Here is a 17477-nt window from a genome sequence, read left to right on the forward strand (position 1 = left end):
GTCTCCGGAAGGTGCCTGCTAGAGCCGCAGCCGCCGCAAGGGCTCGACGAGGGAGGCGACCCCCGGGGGCGGGGGAACGGACGTGTCGCCGCGATGCTCGAAGGCATGGGCGACGAGGAGCCGGATGGCCTGGACCAGGGCCGGCGGCACGGGCGGCCCGGCGCCGCCATGGCCGGCATCGACCTCGATCAGCGCGGCGCGGCGCAGGAGCGGCGGCACCCCGGCCTCGACGACGAGGCCGGGCGCCTCGTGCGGGTCGTCGCCGAGGCGGACGAGGCCGGGCGCGAGGTCGGTGACGGCGCCGGCCTCGTCCACGAGCCCCGCCCGCGCCACGGCGAGGAGGGGGCTCAGGGGCAGCGGCAGCCACCCGTGGCGGGGCCAGGCGGTGAGCATCAGGCGGTAGCGCCCCGGCACCAGGATGCGCCGGGCGGCGACCTCCACCTGTGCCCGCGCCGCCGCGATCAGGCGCTCCACCAGCGCGTCCTCGGCGCCCGCATCGTCGGGATCGAGGCGCAGGTACCCGCGCATCTCGGCCAGGGTCACCGGCTCGACGTCGGCGGCATCCACGCGTATCGGGGTCATCGTCGTCTCCGTGGGTCGAGGCGTGCGGGGCGAGGGGTCGCGATGGCGCGCGGATATGGTCCGCTTCGAAGCTCGGTGCTGGTTCCGGGTCTGGCCCTGCTCCTCGCGGTGGCGCCGGCCCGGGCCGTGGTCGGCGGGCGTCCGGACCCGGGGGCGGCGGCCTCGGCCGTGATGGTGCTGTCCTCGAACGGCGGCGTCTGCACGGGCATCGTCGTGGCGCCGGACGCGGTGCTCACCGCCGGCCACTGCGTCGGGGGGCGCGCCGAACATCGGGTGCACTACAAGGACGAGGCGGGCGCGCCCGTGCTTGCCGAGATCGCCGCGCGGGCCCCGCATCCCGGCTACGATGCCGGCGCGGTGGCGGGGCGGCGCCGCTCCATCGACCTCGCCCTGGTGCGCCTCGCCGCGCCGCTGCCGGCCCGCTTCCGGCCCGCCGCGCTGAGTGCGGCGATGCCGCGCGCCGGGGAGCGCCTGACGCTCGCGGGCTACGGCGTGGCCGCGCCGGGGGATGCGCGCAGCACCGGCACCTACCGCAGCCTCGAACTCGCCGTGGTCGAGCCCCACGGCCCGAGCCGCATCCTGGTCTGGCTCGGCGCCGGCCCCGGCGGGGCGAGCGCCTGCCACGGGGATTCCGGCGGCCCGATCGGCCCCGGCTCCGCGGTCCTGGCGGTCTCGGCCTGGGTGGCCGGCAAGGCCTGCGGCGGCATCTCGCAGGGCGTCCTCCTCGGGCCGCAGCGGGATTGGATCGACCGCACGCTCGCGGGGTGGCGGTCCGCCGCGTGCTGGTCGGAATCCTGAACCCGCGTCCTCCGGGCGGGCGTCCCGCCCGGAACCAGAGCTTGGCCGAGCGATTGCCTTCGGATAGGCTTCTCGACGTTCTCGTCCAGAACATCGCCGGACGCGGGAGAGACACGATGCTGCCGACCGCGCTGCGCACGCATGCCCAGCCCAGATTGATCCGCCGGACCGGGGCCGCCCTGGCGCTCGCGGCTTCGTGCGCCCTCGCGCCCGCGCCGGCCTCCGCCGTCATCAACGGCGAGGTCTCGCGCGACCCCGACGGCCTGCGCGCCTCGGTGGTGCGGATCGAGAGCACCCAGGGCGAGATCTGCTCGGGCACCCTCATCGCCCGGGACATCGTGCTCACCGCCGCGCATTGCGTGATGCATCAGGCCGGCTACAGCGTGGTCGCGGTGGACCGGGCTTTTCGCCAGCGCCGCATCAACGCGATCGCCGCCTCCATGCATCCCGATTTCGTGCCCGGCACCACGCCGGAGGACCAGCCGGGCATCGACCTGGCGCTCATCAAGCTCGCCGAGCCGCTGGGCGGCGACTTCCAGCCCCTCGACCCGCGCGGGGGCGCCATCAACACCGGCGACGCCGTGGATATCGCGGGTTTCGGGGTGGTGGCCGAGAACCGGCGCAACACCGCCCGCACCCTGCGCCAGGCCCACCTCGTCTCGATCGGCTCCCTCCAGGTGGCCAACCGCGTCACGGTGGTGACCGACCGCCGGCGGCTGGCCGAGACGGCGGGCGCGGGCGCGTGCCTGGGCGATTCCGGCGGGCCGATCCTGCGCGGCGGCCGCGGCGGCTACCAGGTCGTCGGCGTGGTGAGCTGGTCGAGCGGCGCCATGCGCCAGGACAAGAAGGCCCGCACCGCCTGCGGCGGCTTCACGGCGGTGACCCCCACGAGCGAGCATACGGGCTGGATCAACCAGCGCGCCGCCGAACTCGCCCGCATGCCGTCCGGCGCCTCCATCGGCGCCACCCGCTCGGACTGGATGGCCAAGCCCGGCCGGCGCTGAAAAGCCGTCCGCGGAAGCGGATGCCGGTGGGGCGGAGGGCGACCCGGCCCCACGGAGGCCGAGGGCCGGCCTCCGTGAGACCCGGTGTCAGGTGCGGTCCTTCACCGGCCGGCTGAAGGTCTGGGCCGCCGACGGGAAGCCGGCGACCGCCTGTTCGCCGAGGCCGAGGTTGGCGGCGAGCATCGCGCGCGGCACCCGCGCCAGCCACGTCGCCAGCAGGGTCTCGTCGAAGAGGCCGCTGTCGTGCACGCCGACGATCTCGGCCGTCTCGGAGCCGATGTTCTCCACCGAATGCCCGCAGGAGCGGGGCAGGTAGGCGCAGTCGCCCGGCCCGAGCTCGGCCACCGCCATGTGCTTGTCCTGGCCGAATAGGGTCACGCGCGTGCGTCCCCGCACGACGTAGTGCCACTCGTTCGCCCGCGTGTGCCAGTGGGGGCCATGCACCGCACCCGGTGCGAGGCGCACCAGAAGGCCGGTCATCCCCGACGAGACCGGGAAGGCGCGCGCGGGCGCCACCCGCATCGCGGACCCGGCGCCCTCGGCGATGGCGGCGGCCTCGGCCAGCGCGAAGCGATGGGTGCGCGCCGGCGGCAGGGGGCGCTCCGCGCGCGCGGCCGCGCTGTCGCGGGGCACGACGGGACCCTGGATGATGTAGGTCTCGCCGCCCGGCAGGGCCGCGAGGGTTGCCTCCGGCACGCCGAGGGCGCCGCGCAGGATCGCCGGCTCCATTCGGCTCATCCAGTCGGTCAGCCCGAAGGTCCCGTGCTCGCCGAAGAGGCCGTCGTCGAAGGCCAGGATCGCGTGGCACGGCTCGGTCCCGAGGGTCTGGATCGCGTGCGCGTGGCCGCCTGGAAAGTACCAGGTGTCGCCGGGCGCGAAGTTGACGACCTCCATCTCGCCGGCCTCGTCGATCACGGTCGCCTGACAGTGGCCGGCGACGATGTAGCCCCACTCGGCCGAGGCGTGCCAGTGCATCTCGCGCACCCCGCCCGCATTGAGGAAGATGTGGGCGCCCGCGATCCCCGTGGCGAGGGGAAGCTGGTGCGCGGTGATCTCCCGCGCCCAGCCGCCGGAGGTCGCCTTGATCGGGCCGGTATCCAGCGAGGCCGTGAAGGCGGGGGCGGGCCCGGGCTTGCGGGGGATCGTGCGCAGGAAGGTGGAATCTGGGGCCACGTCGGCGCCCGCCGCATGGCCGTCCTCCGCCGCGAACGCGCCTCCGGCGGCCAGGCTGCCTCCGGCCGCGAGTGCGCCGAGAAACATGCGGCGGTTGGTCTGGTCCATGGTGCCCCCTCGATCGGGGCGCCGCCGCAACGACAGGTCCCGAACCGGCGGGAGCGCCCGGGGACAGGATTAGCACCCGGTCTATGCTTGATGATCCTCATCGCGCGGAATGTATCCACACCTTGATCTGATGATCGCGCGATAGCGTTTCCGCTTCATCAAGACGAGCCGGGATGGCCCGCCCGCGAAAGACCCCCGGGCCCGAAGGCCCGGGGGCGCCGCGCTCACGCCACGAAGGACAGGAGCTTGATCGCGTCGAAGTCCTGCACGCCGCCGCCGACGCGCTTCGTCGTGTAGAACAGCACGTAGGGCTTGGCGGAGTAGGGGTCGCGCAGCACCCGCAGGCCGGCGCGATCCACCACGAGGTAGCCGCGGCGGAAGTCGCCGAAGGCCACCGAAAGGCTGCCGGCGGCCGCGTTCGGCATCGCTTCCGCCTCCGCCACGGGGAAGCCCATCAGGGTCGCGGGGGCGCCGGCGGCCAGGGGCGGCTGCCACAGGTAGTTGCCGTCCGCATCCTTGAACTTGCGGATCGTGCTCTGCAGGCGCCGGTTCATCACGAAGGTCGCGTTCTGGCGGTAGGCGGCACGCAGGCCATAGACGAGGTCGAGCAGCACGTCCGAGGGGTTCGCCGTCGGGAAGGCGCCGGCCGCCCCCGTCGGCACGGTCCCGAGCTTGCCCGGCACCCAGGCGGTGTTCGCCACCGTGTCGTAGGTGAGGAAGCCGCGCGGGCGGCTGACCCCGTTGCCGGTGACGAAGGCGGTGCCCTCCTGCTCGGCGAACGCCGTCTCCACCTCGTCGGCGAGCCAGGCATCGATGTCGGCGATGGCGTCGTCGAGGAGCGTCTGGGTCGCCGCCGGCATGGCGTAGAGCTCCATGGCGGGGAAGCTCAGCTCGGACAGGACCGGCGAGTCGGTCTGCGGCCGGGGCGCGGCCTCGGCGACCCAGCCCGAGACGGCGTCCTTGACCGAGACCGCCCGCTTGTACTGCCCGCTGGAGATCACCCGCACGGTGGCGAGCGCCCGGATCGGCGAGAGGTTGGCAAGGCGGGTCAGCACCGTGCGCTCGACGGTGGCGGGCACGAGGTAGCCGCCGTCCGGGCCGGATCCGGCCGAGAGCGCCTTCTCCTCCAGCCGCTTGAGGCCGCCGCTCTCGCCCGCCCGGATGTAGAGGTCGAAGGCCGCCTTGTGCTCGGTGCTCGCGGCCTCGCGCAGGGCGGGCACGCCGCTGCCCATCGGCGGGCGCCGGCCCTCCAGGGTGAGGCGGTCCAGGCGGGTGCGCGCCGTGTCGAGGGCGGCGTCGATGCGGGCGAGCTTCTCCTCGGTGAGGACGTCGCCGGTGAGGCGGCCCTCGATCTCGGCGAGCCGCGTGTCGTTGGTCTCCTTGAAGGCCTCGAACGCGCGGGACAGGTCCCCCATGGCGGCGCTCACCGCCGGGTCGTTCGGGCCATGGCCCGCCGCCTTGTCCTCCAGGGGCGGCAGCGCGCTCTTGTGTTCCAGGATCCGGGTTTCGCGGTCGTGAATCCGGGTTTCGATGGGGTGATGGACGGTCATGCGAACCTCGCGGAGCGGGCGGGGAGGATGGCGGCGGGCCGGGACCCGGGCCGGGTGGACGGGGTGGCCGCGCGCCGGGACGGCGCCATGCGGCGGGCAAGGGCGTGGAGGTCGCGAACCAGGGCGGCCGGCGCGGTGCCGGCGCGGGCCGGCGCCGCGATCCGCGCACCGGCCTGGAGCGGGAAGGTGACCAGCGAGATCTCCCAGAGGTCCACCGCCTCCAGGCGGCGCGTGCCCCCGCGCTCCGGGCGGGCGCGGATCGTGCGGAAACCGATGGAGAGCCCGTCGAGGGCGCCCTCGTTCAGGAGCGCGTCGAGCTCCCGGGCACGCTGGACGGCGCGGTTCAGCCGGCCCTCGACGCGCAGGCCCCGCGCATCCTCGCGCAAGCTCAGCCAGCGCCCGACCGGCTCGGCCGGGTCGTGCTGCCAGAGCATGCGCACGCCCTCCGCGCCCCGCGCCGCCAGGCTCGCCGCGAAGGCGCCGGGCGCCACCACGTCGCGTCCGAGGTCGGGCACGCCGAACAGGCTGGCATAGCCGGTGAACAGGCCGTCCATGGGAGACTCCGCCGCGTGAATTGGGATTGAGGGCCTTCCCCGCCGGAATGAGCGTCCGTGCCGTGTCGGCCGGGAGCCGGCGGGGAGGGGCCGCGGTGATCAGGTCGGACGGCCTGATCGCAAGCTGCATTGACCGTGCGGTTCGGCGTGCGTACACACTATGTGTACACTTCGGAGATGAGCGATGGCCGAGGACGAGAAGGCTTCGCCTCGCGCGCCACGGAAGGTCGGCGTGCGCGAATTCCGCGGCAATTTCGCCGGCTTCATGCGTCAGGTGCGCCATGGCGCCTCCTTCGCGGTGACCGCCCGCAACGAGGTGATCGCGATCGTCCTCCCGCCCCAGCCCTCACCCCGGCGCCGGCCCGGTACGCTGCGCGGGCAGATCGAGATGGCGCCGGATTTCGATGTCCTGCCGTCGGAACTGCTCGCAGCCATGGAGGGCCGGGATATGGAGGGCCGGGATATGGGCGGCGAGGAGGAGTGAGGCTTCTCCTCGACACGCATGCCCTGCTCTGGTGGCTGCTCGCGGATCCGAGGCTCGGTCAGGCCGCTCGGGATCTGATTGCGGACCCCGCCAACGACGTTCTGGTCTCGGTCGCTTCTCTCTGGGAGATCCAGGTGAAGGTGCGGGTCGGCAAGCTGAAGGCCGATCTCGGCAGCATCCTCGACGCGGTGCGGGACCAGGGCTTCGAAGTCGTCGGGATCACTCCGCCGCATCTGCTGGCACTCGGGGATCTCCCGCGGCACCATGGGGACCCGTGGGATCACCTGCTCATCGCTCAGGCCAATGCCGAGGGCGCCGTCTTCCTCTCCGAGGACCGACACGTTCCGGATTATCCGGTCGCGTTCGTGACCTGCTCGGGGTCTGCGCAGGCGCGGATGGTTCTGTCCGCACCCAAAGCATCGGGTTCGGACGGGCCCTGAGGACCGGACCTGCGGTTCAGGTCGGCAGAACTCCTAACCCGGCCCGTAGCCCACCGCCGCGCGCTTCTCCGCCTCGGTCAAGAAGTCCGCCGCCTGCACCCGGCGCCACAGGCTCTCGCGCTCGGGGGCGAGCGCCTCGATGGCGTCGAGGTCGGGTTCCAGGCGGGCGGGGCCGAAGGCGGGTTCCAGCCAGTGGGCGAGGGCTTCCGCCGTGCGGCGCACCAGCGGGATCACGGTCTGGCGATAGAAGGCGCGGTTGGCCTCGGCGTAGTTGGCGTGGGTGTTGTCGCCGGGCAGGCCGAGCAGCAGGGGCGGCACGCCGAAGGCCAGCGCGATCTCGCGGGCGGCGCCGCTCTTGGCCTCCACGAAATCCATGTCCTTGGGCGAGAGGGCGAGGGGCTTCCAGTCGAGGCCCCCTTCGAGCAGGAGCGGGCGCCCCGCGTTCCCGGCGCCCTGGTAGTTGGCCTCCAGCTCGCCCTTGAGCCGGGTGAACTGCGCCTCGCTCAGGGTGGAGCCGGCCTGGGTCGCGAAGACCAGGGCGCCGGAGGGGCGCGCCGCGTTGTCGAGCAGCGCCTTGTTCCAGGCGCCGGCCGCGTTGTGGATGTCCAGCGCCACCGCCGCCGCCTCCATCGGCGAGAGGCCGTAATGGTCGTCGGTGGGGTGGAACAGGGTGAGGTGGAGGATCGGGGGCACGCCCTCCACCGTCTGATCGAAGCGCAGGGTGCGCCCGCCGACCGTGTAGTCGTAGGCGGCGGGCCAGCCGTCGGGGCCGGGCACCACCCGCATGCGGTCGGGGCGCAGCGCATGGAGTTCGCGGGGCACCCCGTCGAGGCCGAGGGCCTGGAGGTAGGCGTTTCCCGAGACCATGAGGTGCCCGTAGAGCGATTCCAGCAGGCGCGCCCCGCCCTCGCGCGGGTTCGGCCGCGCGAGCAGCGCCTCCAGCGGATGGGGCGCCGCATCCGTGTCGCCCACCAGCCCCAGGGGCAGGGAGGCGGCGGCCTCCGCCACCAGCCGCACGGCGCGGTGGACGATCGCGTTGCGCTGGAAGCCTTCGCGGGCGAGCGCCCCGATGTCGCGGGGCGTCCACGAGGCCCGGCCCTCGCCGTAGAAGGTGATGCCGATGCCGGGCACGGGCGCGGCCTTGGTGTCGGGAGCCGCGGGCGCGGCCCGCCGCACGAGCCGGGAGAGGAGGTTCGCCATCGGGGCCTCGCTTGAGAGGAATCGGGATCGGGCTAGAGCCGCCGGATGCGCGGCTCGGGGCCGCCCCGCAGCAGGAGATGCGTCAGGGCCCAGACCAGGGCGTCGAGGCGGTCGGGCGAGGCGCCGGACGAGAGGCCGTCCGGGCCGAAATCGCAGAGTTCGTCCTCCAGGGCCGGCAGGGCGCCGACATGGTGGACGCGCCCCTGCGCGTAGAGCACCGAGACCGGCTCGGCCCGCAGGTACTTTCCGCGCGTGGCCCGCACCGGGGTCACCGGCACGGTGGCATCCACCTGGCGGAGGACGGTGGTGGCCATCTCGCCGCCCTGGTTGACCTCGACCACGAGGCTGTCCGCCTGCAGGCGATGGTAGAGCGCCAGGGCCGCCGTCGCCCAGGCCTCCGGGGTGGCCCGGGCCAGGGTCGCATCGGCGAGCACGAAGGCGTGCCCGGCCGCATCGAGGCCGGCCGCCACGATCCCGCAGGCATCCGCCCTGGTGCCCGAGGTGGCCGGCGGATCGACCGCCACCACGATGCGGCGCAGGTCCGTCGGGGCCACGGCCACGCGCCCTGCCTCCAGGCCAGCCCGGGCCCAGAGGGCGTCGACCCGGTCCTCGATCAGCTCGCCGTCGAGTTCCTGGCGCCCGAGGCGGGTGCCCGCGTAGCGCCCCACCACCGCGTCGAGGAAGGCCGGCGCGAGGTTGGCCGCGTTGTCGGCGGTGCGGGCGCGGCTGACCACGGTGCGCGGGTCGGCGAGGATGCGGCGCAGGAGCGGGATCGGCCGGGGCGTGGTGGTGACGAGGCCGCGCGGGCGATGCCCGAGGCGCAGGCCGAACTGGATCATGTCGTAGGCGGCCTCGGCGTAGCGCCACTTGGCGACCTCGTCGGACCAGACGGCCCCGAATTGCGGCCCACGCAGGGAATCCGGCTCCTCGGCCGAGAAGGCGAGGGCGACCGCGCCGTTGTCCCATTCGAGGCGCCGCCGCGAGGGCGACCAGGCCGGGCGCCGCCCCGGCAGAGCGAGGAGGCCGGAGGGCCCGTCCACCATCACGTCGCGCAGGTCCGCGAAGGTCTCGCCGACGAGGGCGATGCGCCCCACCGGCTCCCGCGTGAAGGCCGGGTCGCCGAGCGCCAGGGCCCGCACCCACTCGGCCCCCGTGCGGGTCTTGCCCGCGCCGCGCCCGCCGATCACCGCCCAGGCGGTCCAGTGGTCGAGGGCGGGGCAGGGGGGAAGCTGGTCGTCCCGCGCCGCGTGGAGCCAGTCAGTCGCCAGCGCCCGGATCAGGTGCGGCGGCAGGCTCTCCAGCAGCGCCGGGAGCCGCTCCCGCGCCGTAAGCTGCAGCGCGCCGCGCGATCTCCGCGCGCAGGGCGGGCAGGTCGCGCCCGGCGGCCGCGTCTCCATCGCGAGGCTCCGCGCCGCCGGCCGTGCCATCGCCCGTCTCCCTTCGTGCCGCATGGGCCTGCTCATCCCCGTCCGCCTCGTCGAGGAGGCGCTTCAGGCCGCCGAGGTCGCGCAGCACCCGGGCGCTGTCGAAGGATTTCGGGTCGCTCGTCCCGTCCTCGGCGTTGAGCGCCGCGTCGAAGCGCACGATCTGGCGGGCGATATGGGCGCGCAGGGCCGCCCGCAGGCCGCGCGGGTCGGTGTCAGGCCCGGTCGGCTCCGCCACCTCGCCGGGTTTGCGCCCCGCGAGGCCGCAGCCCGCGAACAGCGTCTCGGCCTGGCGCCGGGGCACGCCCATGGCCAGCGACAGGTCGCCGATGTCGAGCCAGGGCTGGGCGTAGAGGCGGGCCACCGCCGCGCGGCGGGTCGCGTGCCAGCCCGCCGGATCGAACCCGCTCGCCGATGTGGCGGAGGTCACGCGCCAGCCGTGGCGCCGGTTCCAGGAGCGGATGGTGACGCAGGAGACGCCGGTCTCGGCGGCGATCTCGCTGACGGGGCGGCGGGTCCCGCGCATCGCCGCCTCGATGGCGGCGCGCAGGGGCGCCGTGATGGGCACCCGGGTCATCGCCGCCGCCTCCGCCGTCAGTCACAGTTCTTGAGCGTGCGGTCTTGATACCTCAGGAGCGTCGCGATGTCAATCATAAATTCCTATGATCGGACTTTCGTCCGGACCGGTGCCGGCCGTGCGCGCGACGAATCTCACGCCTCGCTCAGCGCCTCCGCCGGTCGGACGCGGCCTGCGGCCGGCATCCGGCGGGCCAGCTGCGGGCCGGCCTCGGGGAGCGGCGCGTCACGCTTCGCCCGCGTCCGAGGCGCGTAGCGGGCGACCTTGCGGGCGGCGTAGGCGAACAGGGCGGCGAGCAGGAGGAGCGTCGCGTCGAACAGGACGAAGCGCGCTTCGCCCGCCGTCAGGCCGGCCCAGCGGTGAGCGACCAGGGCGAGGTCGGCGGCCACCACCGCGGCGTAGAGGACGGCGGTGCCCGCCAGGGCCACGCGCCAGGCCCGGCGCTGCGCGCCCACGAGGGCCGCCAGGGTCACGCCGAGCCAGAGCCCGAAGAAGGCCGCGATCTCCCAGTCCGCCCGTCCCGGCAGGTCGAGGGGCAGGAGCCGGTTGGCGAGGAAGTAGGCCGCGATCGCGCCCGGCAGGCCCGCCACGGTGCCGATGTTGAGGGCCTGGACGAGGCGCAGGCCCGGGAAGATCCGTTCCCCCGCCTTGGGCAGGCGCGCCACCGACCAGAGCACGAGGCCGGTCGCCACCATGGCCGAGCCCATCAGGCCGCACAGGAAGAACAGGGCGCGCAGGAGGGGGCCGGCGAAGTGCGCCTCGTGCAGGCCGACCATGGTGGTGAAGGTGCGGGCCGCCGGCTTGAGGCCGCCCTGCCGGACCTCGCGCACGGCGCCGGTGACGCCGTCGAAGGCGACCTGCGGGTGCTCGTGCGAGAGGCCGTGCGGCTCCTCGAACACCGCCACCACCGTGGCGTCGGCGTCCTTGGGATTGAGGATCGACAGGCGCTCCAGGGGCTCGGACACCGTCGCCATGGCCTCGCGCACCATCGGGCCGATGGGGGCGAGGGTGCCGGGCCGGCCGGAGGGGGCACGCGGAGCCGTGGTCTGGCCGCTCTCGGCATAGAAGGCCGGCGCCTCGCCCTTGTAGGCGGCCGTGACGCCCCAGGGCATGTACATCACCCCGAGGGTGACGATGCCCGTGTAGGTGATCATGAGGTGGAACGGCAGGGCGAGCACGCCGGTGACGTTGTGGGCGTCGAGCCAGCCGCGCTGGGGCGCCTTGTCCCGCCGGAAGGTGAAGAAATCCGCGAAGATGCGCCGGTGCGTGACGATCCCGGAGATCAGCGCGATCAGCATGATCATGGCGCAGATGCCCACGATCCAGCGGCCCCAGAGCGGGGCCATGTGCAGCTCGAAGTGGAAGCGGTAGAGGAAGTCGCCACCCTTCGTCTCGCGGATCACGGCCGGCTGGCCGGTCTCCGGGTCGAGGCGGGCCTGTCCCGGGGGCGTGCCCGGCCGGGTCCGCCAGAACAGGTCGATGACCGGGTGGTCGGGCTGCGGCAGGCCGATGAACCAGTTGCGCGCACCGCCCGCATGGGTGCCGAGATGCGCGACGCCGAGCTCGGCCGCCCGCGCCATCCCGTCGGGGGAGAGCGGCGCGGCCTGGGCCAGTTCGGGCCGCATCCAGCGCGAGATGTCGGCCCGGTAGTAGCTCGCCGTGCCGGTGACGAAGACCGCGAGCAGCACCCACCCGACGATCAGGCCGGACCAGGTGTGGAGCCAGGCCATGGCCTGGCGGAAGGTCGTCCCCATGCAGCCTCCGGCGGGGTTCTCTGTCGGCGCGACGCGATGCGGTTCCGGGCCGTTACCAGCGGTAGCGCAGGGTGGCGTAGACCGTGCGCGGCAGGCCGTAATAGCAGTTCGAGTAGCTGAAGCAGCCCGTGACGTAGCGTTCGTCGAGGAGGTTCTGCGCGTTGACCTGCATGGTGAAGCCGTTGAGCGTCGCGTCGAGGTTCTTCAGGTCGTAGGACAGCACGGCATCCACCAGGACGCTTTCCGGGACCTTGAAGGTATTGGCCGGGTCGCCCCAGGAGGTGCCGAGATAGCGCACGCCGCCGCCGATGCCGAGGCCCAGCAGGGGGCCGCTGGTGAAGCGGTAATCGGCGAAGAGGGACACGGTGGTGTCGGGGATCTGGACCGGGGTCCGCCCGAGCAGCGGCACCTGCTGGTTGGTGACCTGATTGAGCGTCTTGGTGATGTCGCCGACGACGCGCGCGTCGATGAACGAGACGCCGCCGATGACGTTCAGGCCCTCGGCGAGGTTGACCCGTGCCTCGAACTCGAGGCCCTGCACGCCGACCGCGCCGGTCTGCACCACGAAGCCCCGGTTGACCGGGTCGGTGTTCGTCGCGTTCGAGCGGCGGATGTCGAAGGCGGCGGCGGTGAGCAGGATGTCGGTGCCGGGCGGTTGGTACTTGATGCCGGCCTCGAACTGGTCGCTGGTGATCGGATCGGGGATCCGGCCGACCGACCCGAAATTCGCGTCGAAGATCCGCCCCGAGGTGATCGGCTCGAAGGCCTCGCTGTAGGAGACGTAGGGCGCGAAGCCGTTGTCGAAGAGGTAGAGCAGGCTCGCCCGGCCGGTGAAGGCCTCGGAGGGTACGTCCTGGTTGTTCACGAACTTCGTGGTCAGGTTCCGGGTCGGGCCGTAATTGCTGGCCCAGTCGTAGCGGCCGCCCAGCGTCAGGACCAGGCGGTCGAACTTCACCTGATCCTGGAAGTAGATGCCGGTCTGCTCCGACGTGATCCGCGAATCCGTGGTGAAGGGCGGCGTCGGGATGGTCATGGCGTAGTTCGGCGCCAGCACGTTCAGGCTGGGGGCCGCCGGGAAGTCCGAGGACAGGGTGCGGGTCTCGAAGCTCCGGTAATCGACGCCGACGAGCGCGGTATGCGCGAAGATGCCGGTGTCGAACTTACCGACCAAGTTGTTGTCGATGGTGTAGGCGTCGATCCCGACGCGGGTGGCGATGCGTGAGCGGTCGATGAGCGGGCCGCTAGCGAATGGGCCGGTGCTGTCGTTGAAGGCGCCATAGACGCTGCGGTAATCGCCCTCGGTGCGCAGGTACCGCGCCGCCGAGTGGAAGTGCAGGTAATCGTTGAAGTTGTGGTCGAAGATGTAGCTGATGGAGGCTTGCGTGCGGTCCGAGCGCTCGAAGTTGCGGTCGCCGTCATAGAAGTCCACCGGCAGACGGCCGGTGATCCCGTTGCCGAAGTTGCGCGGGAACAGCGTGCCCACGGCAGGAAAGCCGCCGTAGAAGCCCGAGAACGGATCGCGCTCGTAATTGCCGATGATGGTGAGCGAGGTATCGGCGGACGGCCGCCAGGTGACGCTCGGATTGATGAGGACGCGCTCGACCTGGGTGGTCACCGCCGGGCCGTCGCCCTTCCAGCCGAGGCCGATGACCCGGTAGGCGAACTGGTCGGCGAGGGGGCCGGCCTCGGCGGGCAGGGGGCCGCCCACGTCGAAGCCGCCGCGCACCTCGTTGAAGCCGCCGCCCTGCACGAAGATCTCCCCGTGCTGGACGAAGCGCGGCATCTTGGAGACGAGGTTGACGATGCCGCCGGGGCCCGACTGCCCGTAGAGAACCGAGGCCGGGCCCTTGATGATGTCGACGCGCTCCAGCCGGTAGGGGTCGATGCTGGGAGAGGCGTCGCGGCTGCCCGGCAGGGGCAGGCCGTCGAGGAAGAGCGGAGCGCTGAAGCCCCGGATGTAGAACTGCTCCAGCCGGGTCGCGCCGGAGCCGCCGCGCTGCTCGGTGGTCACGCTCGGCGAATAGCGCAGGGCCTGGTTGAGGGTGAGCGCGTTCTGGTCCTCGATCTGCTGGCGACCGATCACGGAGATCGACTGGGCGGTCTCCACGATCGGCGTGTCGGTCTTGGTGGCGACCCGGCTCTGCGTAGCCACGTAGCCGCGCACCGGCCCGACCGCCCCGCCGGGCTGGCTGCCGGCCGCGTTCCTTCCGGTCCCGGTGCCTTCCACCGACAGTGTGTCGAGGGTCACGGTCTCGGAAGCCGGCTGCGCGTGAATCGAGATCGCGCTGGCGCCGACCCATGCAACGCTCGATAGAAACGTCAGCATCAGGCTGCGCTGCGCGAGGTCGGCGACGCGGGCGGAAGAAAGGGACAACAAGAAACCGTTCACTGCCGAGACCATTCAGTGAGAACACGTGATTGGATCCGCAGAGGTATGAAAAACTTACTATCTGCGGCCGCGCAACGTCTTGGCAGGATTCATTATACGCGTGCAACATCTATGTTTTTTACTTATTCCAACGTAGAACTGGGGATGGCGTCCTAAGCGGCCCAGGGTGGGAAATCCCTGGCGCCTCAGGCGGATACGGGGTGTCGCAATTTTGCCGCGCCACGGATGGGCTGGCCGGGTGGCCCCGCGCGGCGGATGCCGGTTTCGTCCCCGGCCGCCGAGCCGCCGCCGAAGACCGCATCGGGGAGAGGCGTGGCCTGACGCTGCGAACCCGCCTAGACTGCGCGGACGCGACACGAACGCCGACGAGGACACCGGATCCATGAACGATGACAGCCTGACGGCGCACGGCGTCTTCGATGTGGCGGCGCAGGCCCGGCGCCTGCCCGAGACCTCCAGCACCATGGTGGCGGATCACCGCTTCACCGACGACCCGGCGGCCAGCGCCCGGGTCTTCCGGGTCTACAGCCCGACGCCGCCGCACAGCCATGCGTCCTGCGACGAATACCTCTACGCCCTGTCGGGGCGCTGCCTGATGAAGTTCGGCGACGAGGCGCCCGTCGAGGTCGGCCCGGGCAAGCTGGTCTTCTTCAAGCGCGGGGTCGTCCATTCGGTGCCGGAGATCCTGGAACACCCCATGGTGTTCCTCTCCGTCGACACGCCCCGGCGCGAGCCGCGCGACATCCGCTTCGTCGCCGCCGGCACCGGGACGCCCGACACCTTCATGCGTCAGGGTTGAGGGACGGCGGCCCGCGAAGGGCCGCCGTCCGGCGTCGTGGAGCCTCGCGGCCGGTCAGGCCACCAGGAGGACGTCGCTGGCCCGCAGGAGGTCGGCCGGCGCCGTGTCGCCGGCCACCGCGAAGGTCGCGATCAGGACCGCGCCCGCGCTTCCGGCGCCGTCGGCATCGAACAGCAGCTGGTTCGTGGCGGTGTTGAGCAGGAACGACGCGGTCTCGCCGGTGACCCGCGTGCCGACCATGAAGTAGTCGGCGTCGAGGGTGCCGTCCGCGTTGACCCCGTTCCCGGCCGAGAGCCCGTACTGGCCCGCGCTGAACTGCAGCGTGTCCCCGGAGGCGCGCTGGAAGTCGGTCACGTTGTCCGCCGAGGCGGCATCGGCTGCCCCGAACAGGAACCGGTCCGCGCCCGCGCCCCCCGTCAGCGTATCCCGGCCGGCACCTCCGACGAGGGTGTCGCCGCCGCCCCCGCCGATGAGCTGGTCGTTCCCGCCGCCGCCGGACAGCACGTTCGCCGCCTCGTTGCCGATGATGCGGTTGGCCAGGGCGTTGCCGGTGCCGTCGATGGCGGCGGTGCCGGTGAGCGACAGGTTCTCGACGTTGGTGCCGAGGACGTAGCTGATGGAGCTGCTGACGCTGTCGATCCCCGTGGCGTCGTCCGCCTCGTCGACCCGGTCGCCGGCATTGTCGACGAAGTAGAGGTCGTTGCCGCTGCCGCCCGTCATCCGGTCGGCGCCCGTGCCGCCGATCAGGGTGTCGTTGCCGCCGGCACCGATGAGCTGGTCGTTGCCGTCGCCGCCGAACAGCCGGTTGGCGGCCTCGTTGCCGATGATCCGGTTGGCGAGGCCGTTGCCGGCGCCGTTGATGTCGCCGGTGCCGGTCAGGAGCAGGTTCTCGACGTTGATGCCGAGGGCGTAGCTGACGGAACTGCGGACGCTGTCGATGCCTACCGCATCGCCGCGCTCGTCGATGACGTCGCCGGCGTCGTCGACGGTGTAGAGGTCGTTGCCCGCGCCCCCCACCATCCGGTCGGCTCCGATTCCGCCGTCGAGGGTGTCGTTGCCCGCATTGCCGATGAGGGTGTCGTTGCCGGCGCCGCTGCGGATGATGTCGTTGCGGGCCCCGCCGGTGATGGCGTTGGCGAGGGCGTTGCCCAGCGTCGTGAAGTTGCCCTGGCCGGTATAGGTCAGGGTCTCGACGTTGGCGGCGAGTTCGTAGCGGGCGAGCCCCGTCAGGACCGTGTCGGTGCCGCCGCCGGCGGCCTCGGTGACGACGTCCCGCAGGGAATCCACGATGTAGGTGTCGTTGCCGCTCCCGCCGATCATCCGGTCGTTGCCGACGCCGCCCACGAGGAAGTCGTTGCCCGCGCCGGCGAGGATCGTGTCGTCGCCCCGGCCGGCGTTGTAGTAGAAGTCCTGCCCGGCGCGGAACGGCGGGAAGTAGGTCAGCGCGTCGTTGCCGCCGGTGCCGAGCACGACGCCCTCGAAGGTGTTGCCGCGCGCCGCGCCCGAGACGAGGTCGCGCACGTCGAAGGTGATCCCCTGGGTGCCGGCCACGAAGGTGATGCCCTCGTCGTCGTAGCGCGAGATCGGCCCGGTCAGGCTGCCGTCGGCCGCCTCGGCCTGCACGCGGACCGCGAGGCCGCCATCCTGGTTGGCGAGGGTGCCGGAATCGTTGGTGTTGCCGTTGCCGACCTCGGCCGAGGTGAAGGTCAGGCGGATATTGCCGCGGCCGCCGTCGAAGCGGTCGAACCGGACCGTGTCGTTGCCGGCGCCGAGATCCACTTGGTCGCTGCCATCCGTGTAGACGTTGACCCCGAAGGTGTCGTCGCCGTCGCCGCCCGAGACGCGGTCGTTGCCCGAGCCGGCGCTGATCGTATCGTTGCCGCCCCCCGTCGCGATGACGTTGTCGCCGCCGCCGCCGAAGACCCCGTCATCCGCCGAGCCCGTGGTGAGGGTGTCGTTTCCGGTCCCGCCGGTGATCTGCGCCCGGACGTTGCCGGTGTTCACCACGTTGTCGCCGGTGTCGGAGAGGTTGAGGTTCACGGCCTCGAAGCCCGTGATGGCGGTGCCGTCGGAGGCGGTGCCGGTCCCGGTGGCGTCGAGGGTCAGGGTGATCGGCGGGGCCGAACCGGCGACCGGGCCGTTGAAGTTGAAGTTCAGGAGCAGAAAATCGTTGCCGTCGCCGCCGTCCAGCTGATCGAGCTTGCCGCCGGTGACGACATCGTCGCCCGCGCCCGCATCGACGACGTCCCGCCGGGGATTGATCGAGCCGGCGAAGATGTTGGCCGGCCGGTCGAGGGAATCGATCGTGTCGTTGCCGCCGAACCCGTTGATGACGTCCTCGTCCTCCGTGCCCGCCAAGACATTGTTGCCGTTGTCGCCGTTGATCGTCGCCATCGTGCCTGCTCCCTTGCTCGCAGCCCGAGATGCCCGCGTGGCTCCCAGGTCGGCGGCAGGGGCGAGTACTCATGGTTAACGGATTAAGTTTCAGCGGATGAATTTAAATTGCGGGGATCTCGCAAAATCCTGTTTCTCGAGAAAACGAATCCTCTTCAAATCAACATCGCGTTTGATTTGAACGGAAACGTGATGGATTAAACCGAGCGATGATTTGGACAGGGCATCGCAAATCTGCCGTCCCGCT

Annotated in this window: 15 protein-coding genes; 5 read left to right on the forward strand and 10 right to left on the reverse strand. The window is 72.2% G+C overall.

Features of this window, described 5'->3' with window-relative positions; translation table 11 throughout:
- Window positions 1–18 precede the first annotated feature (18 nt).
- Window positions 19–582, reverse strand: coding sequence for a head-tail connector protein (locus OF380_RS09450; protein ID WP_264050507.1), 564 nt, complete (start codon window positions 580–582; stop codon window positions 19–21).
- Between the two features lie 42 nt (window positions 583–624).
- Between OF380_RS09450 and OF380_RS09455 the strand changes: the two genes are divergently transcribed.
- Entirely contained in the window at window positions 625–1380 is a 756-nt protein-coding gene (locus tag OF380_RS09455) for a S1 family peptidase (protein WP_264050508.1), read from the forward strand.
- Between the two features lie 116 nt (window positions 1381–1496).
- Entirely contained in the window at window positions 1497–2384 is an 888-nt protein-coding gene (locus OF380_RS09460; RefSeq protein ID WP_264050509.1) for a S1 family peptidase, read from the forward strand.
- An 87-nt stretch (window positions 2385–2471) separates the two neighbouring features.
- On the opposite strand, the gene OF380_RS09465 is transcribed toward OF380_RS09460, so the two are convergent.
- From OF380_RS09465 to OF380_RS09475, 3 genes are all read right to left on the reverse strand, one after another.
- A complete protein-coding gene (locus tag OF380_RS09465) occupies window positions 2472–3665 on the reverse strand; it encodes a cupin domain-containing protein (protein ID WP_264050510.1) in 1194 nt (397 codons plus the stop codon).
- Between the two features lie 224 nt (window positions 3666–3889).
- Window positions 3890–5080 carry a phage major capsid protein gene (locus OF380_RS09470; RefSeq protein WP_264051267.1) on the reverse strand — a complete coding sequence of 397 codons (1191 nt, stop codon included), beginning with the start codon at window positions 5078–5080 and terminating at the stop codon, window positions 3890–3892.
- Window positions 5081–5211: 131 nt separating this feature from the next.
- Window positions 5212–5769: an HK97 family phage prohead protease gene (locus OF380_RS09475; RefSeq protein ID WP_264050511.1), complete on the reverse strand. Its 558-nt coding sequence runs from the start codon at window positions 5767–5769 to the stop codon at window positions 5212–5214.
- A gap of 184 nt (window positions 5770–5953) precedes the next feature.
- Here OF380_RS09475 and OF380_RS09480 point away from each other — a divergent pair, with 184 nt between their 5' ends.
- Both OF380_RS09480 and OF380_RS09485 read left to right on the forward strand, forming a co-directional pair.
- On the forward strand, window positions 5954–6253 hold the full coding sequence (locus tag OF380_RS09480) for a prevent-host-death protein (protein WP_264050512.1): 300 nt from the start codon (window positions 5954–5956) through the stop codon (window positions 6251–6253).
- Entirely contained in the window at window positions 6250–6693 is a 444-nt protein-coding gene (locus tag OF380_RS09485) for a type II toxin-antitoxin system VapC family toxin (RefSeq protein ID WP_264050513.1), read from the forward strand. The genes OF380_RS09480 and OF380_RS09485 overlap by 4 nt, the downstream gene beginning before the upstream one ends.
- Window positions 6694–6726: 33 nt before the next feature.
- Here OF380_RS09485 and OF380_RS09490 read toward each other — a convergent pair whose 3' ends face one another.
- The 5 genes from OF380_RS09490 to OF380_RS09510 form a co-directional block, all read right to left on the reverse strand.
- A complete protein-coding gene (locus tag OF380_RS09490; RefSeq protein WP_264050514.1) occupies window positions 6727–7893 on the reverse strand; it encodes a phage portal protein in 1167 nt (388 codons plus the stop codon).
- A 32-nt stretch (window positions 7894–7925) separates the two neighbouring features.
- Window positions 7926–9230, reverse strand: a complete 1305-nt coding sequence (locus OF380_RS09495; protein WP_264051268.1) for a DNA-packaging protein — start codon at window positions 9228–9230, stop codon at window positions 7926–7928.
- Window positions 9151–9894 carry a hypothetical protein gene (locus tag OF380_RS09500; RefSeq protein ID WP_264050515.1) on the reverse strand — a complete coding sequence of 248 codons (744 nt, stop codon included), beginning with the start codon at window positions 9892–9894 and terminating at the stop codon, window positions 9151–9153. The genes OF380_RS09495 and OF380_RS09500 overlap by 80 nt, the downstream gene beginning before the upstream one ends.
- A 134-nt stretch (window positions 9895–10028) precedes the next feature.
- Window positions 10029–11648, reverse strand: coding sequence for a PepSY-associated TM helix domain-containing protein (locus OF380_RS09505; protein WP_264050516.1), 1620 nt, complete (start codon window positions 11646–11648; stop codon window positions 10029–10031).
- Between the two features lie 52 nt (window positions 11649–11700).
- Window positions 11701–13974, reverse strand: a complete 2274-nt coding sequence (locus OF380_RS09510) for a TonB-dependent siderophore receptor (protein WP_264051269.1) — start codon at window positions 13972–13974, stop codon at window positions 11701–11703.
- A gap of 445 nt (window positions 13975–14419) precedes the next feature.
- Between OF380_RS09510 and OF380_RS09515 the strand changes: the two genes are divergently transcribed.
- Window positions 14420–14836, forward strand: coding sequence for a cupin domain-containing protein (locus tag OF380_RS09515; protein WP_264050518.1), 417 nt, complete (start codon window positions 14420–14422; stop codon window positions 14834–14836).
- Between the two features lie 54 nt (window positions 14837–14890).
- Here the strand turns inward: OF380_RS09515 and OF380_RS09520 are convergent, their stop codons facing one another.
- Window positions 14891–17230 (reverse strand): beta strand repeat-containing protein, encoded by a 2340-nt coding sequence (locus OF380_RS09520; RefSeq protein ID WP_264050519.1) that lies wholly within the window; start codon window positions 17228–17230, stop codon window positions 14891–14893.
- Window positions 17231–17477: the final 247 nt, after the last annotated feature.

The organism is Methylobacterium sp. FF17, assembly GCF_025813715.1.
Lineage (GTDB): Bacteria > Pseudomonadota > Alphaproteobacteria > Rhizobiales > Beijerinckiaceae > Methylobacterium > Methylobacterium flocculans.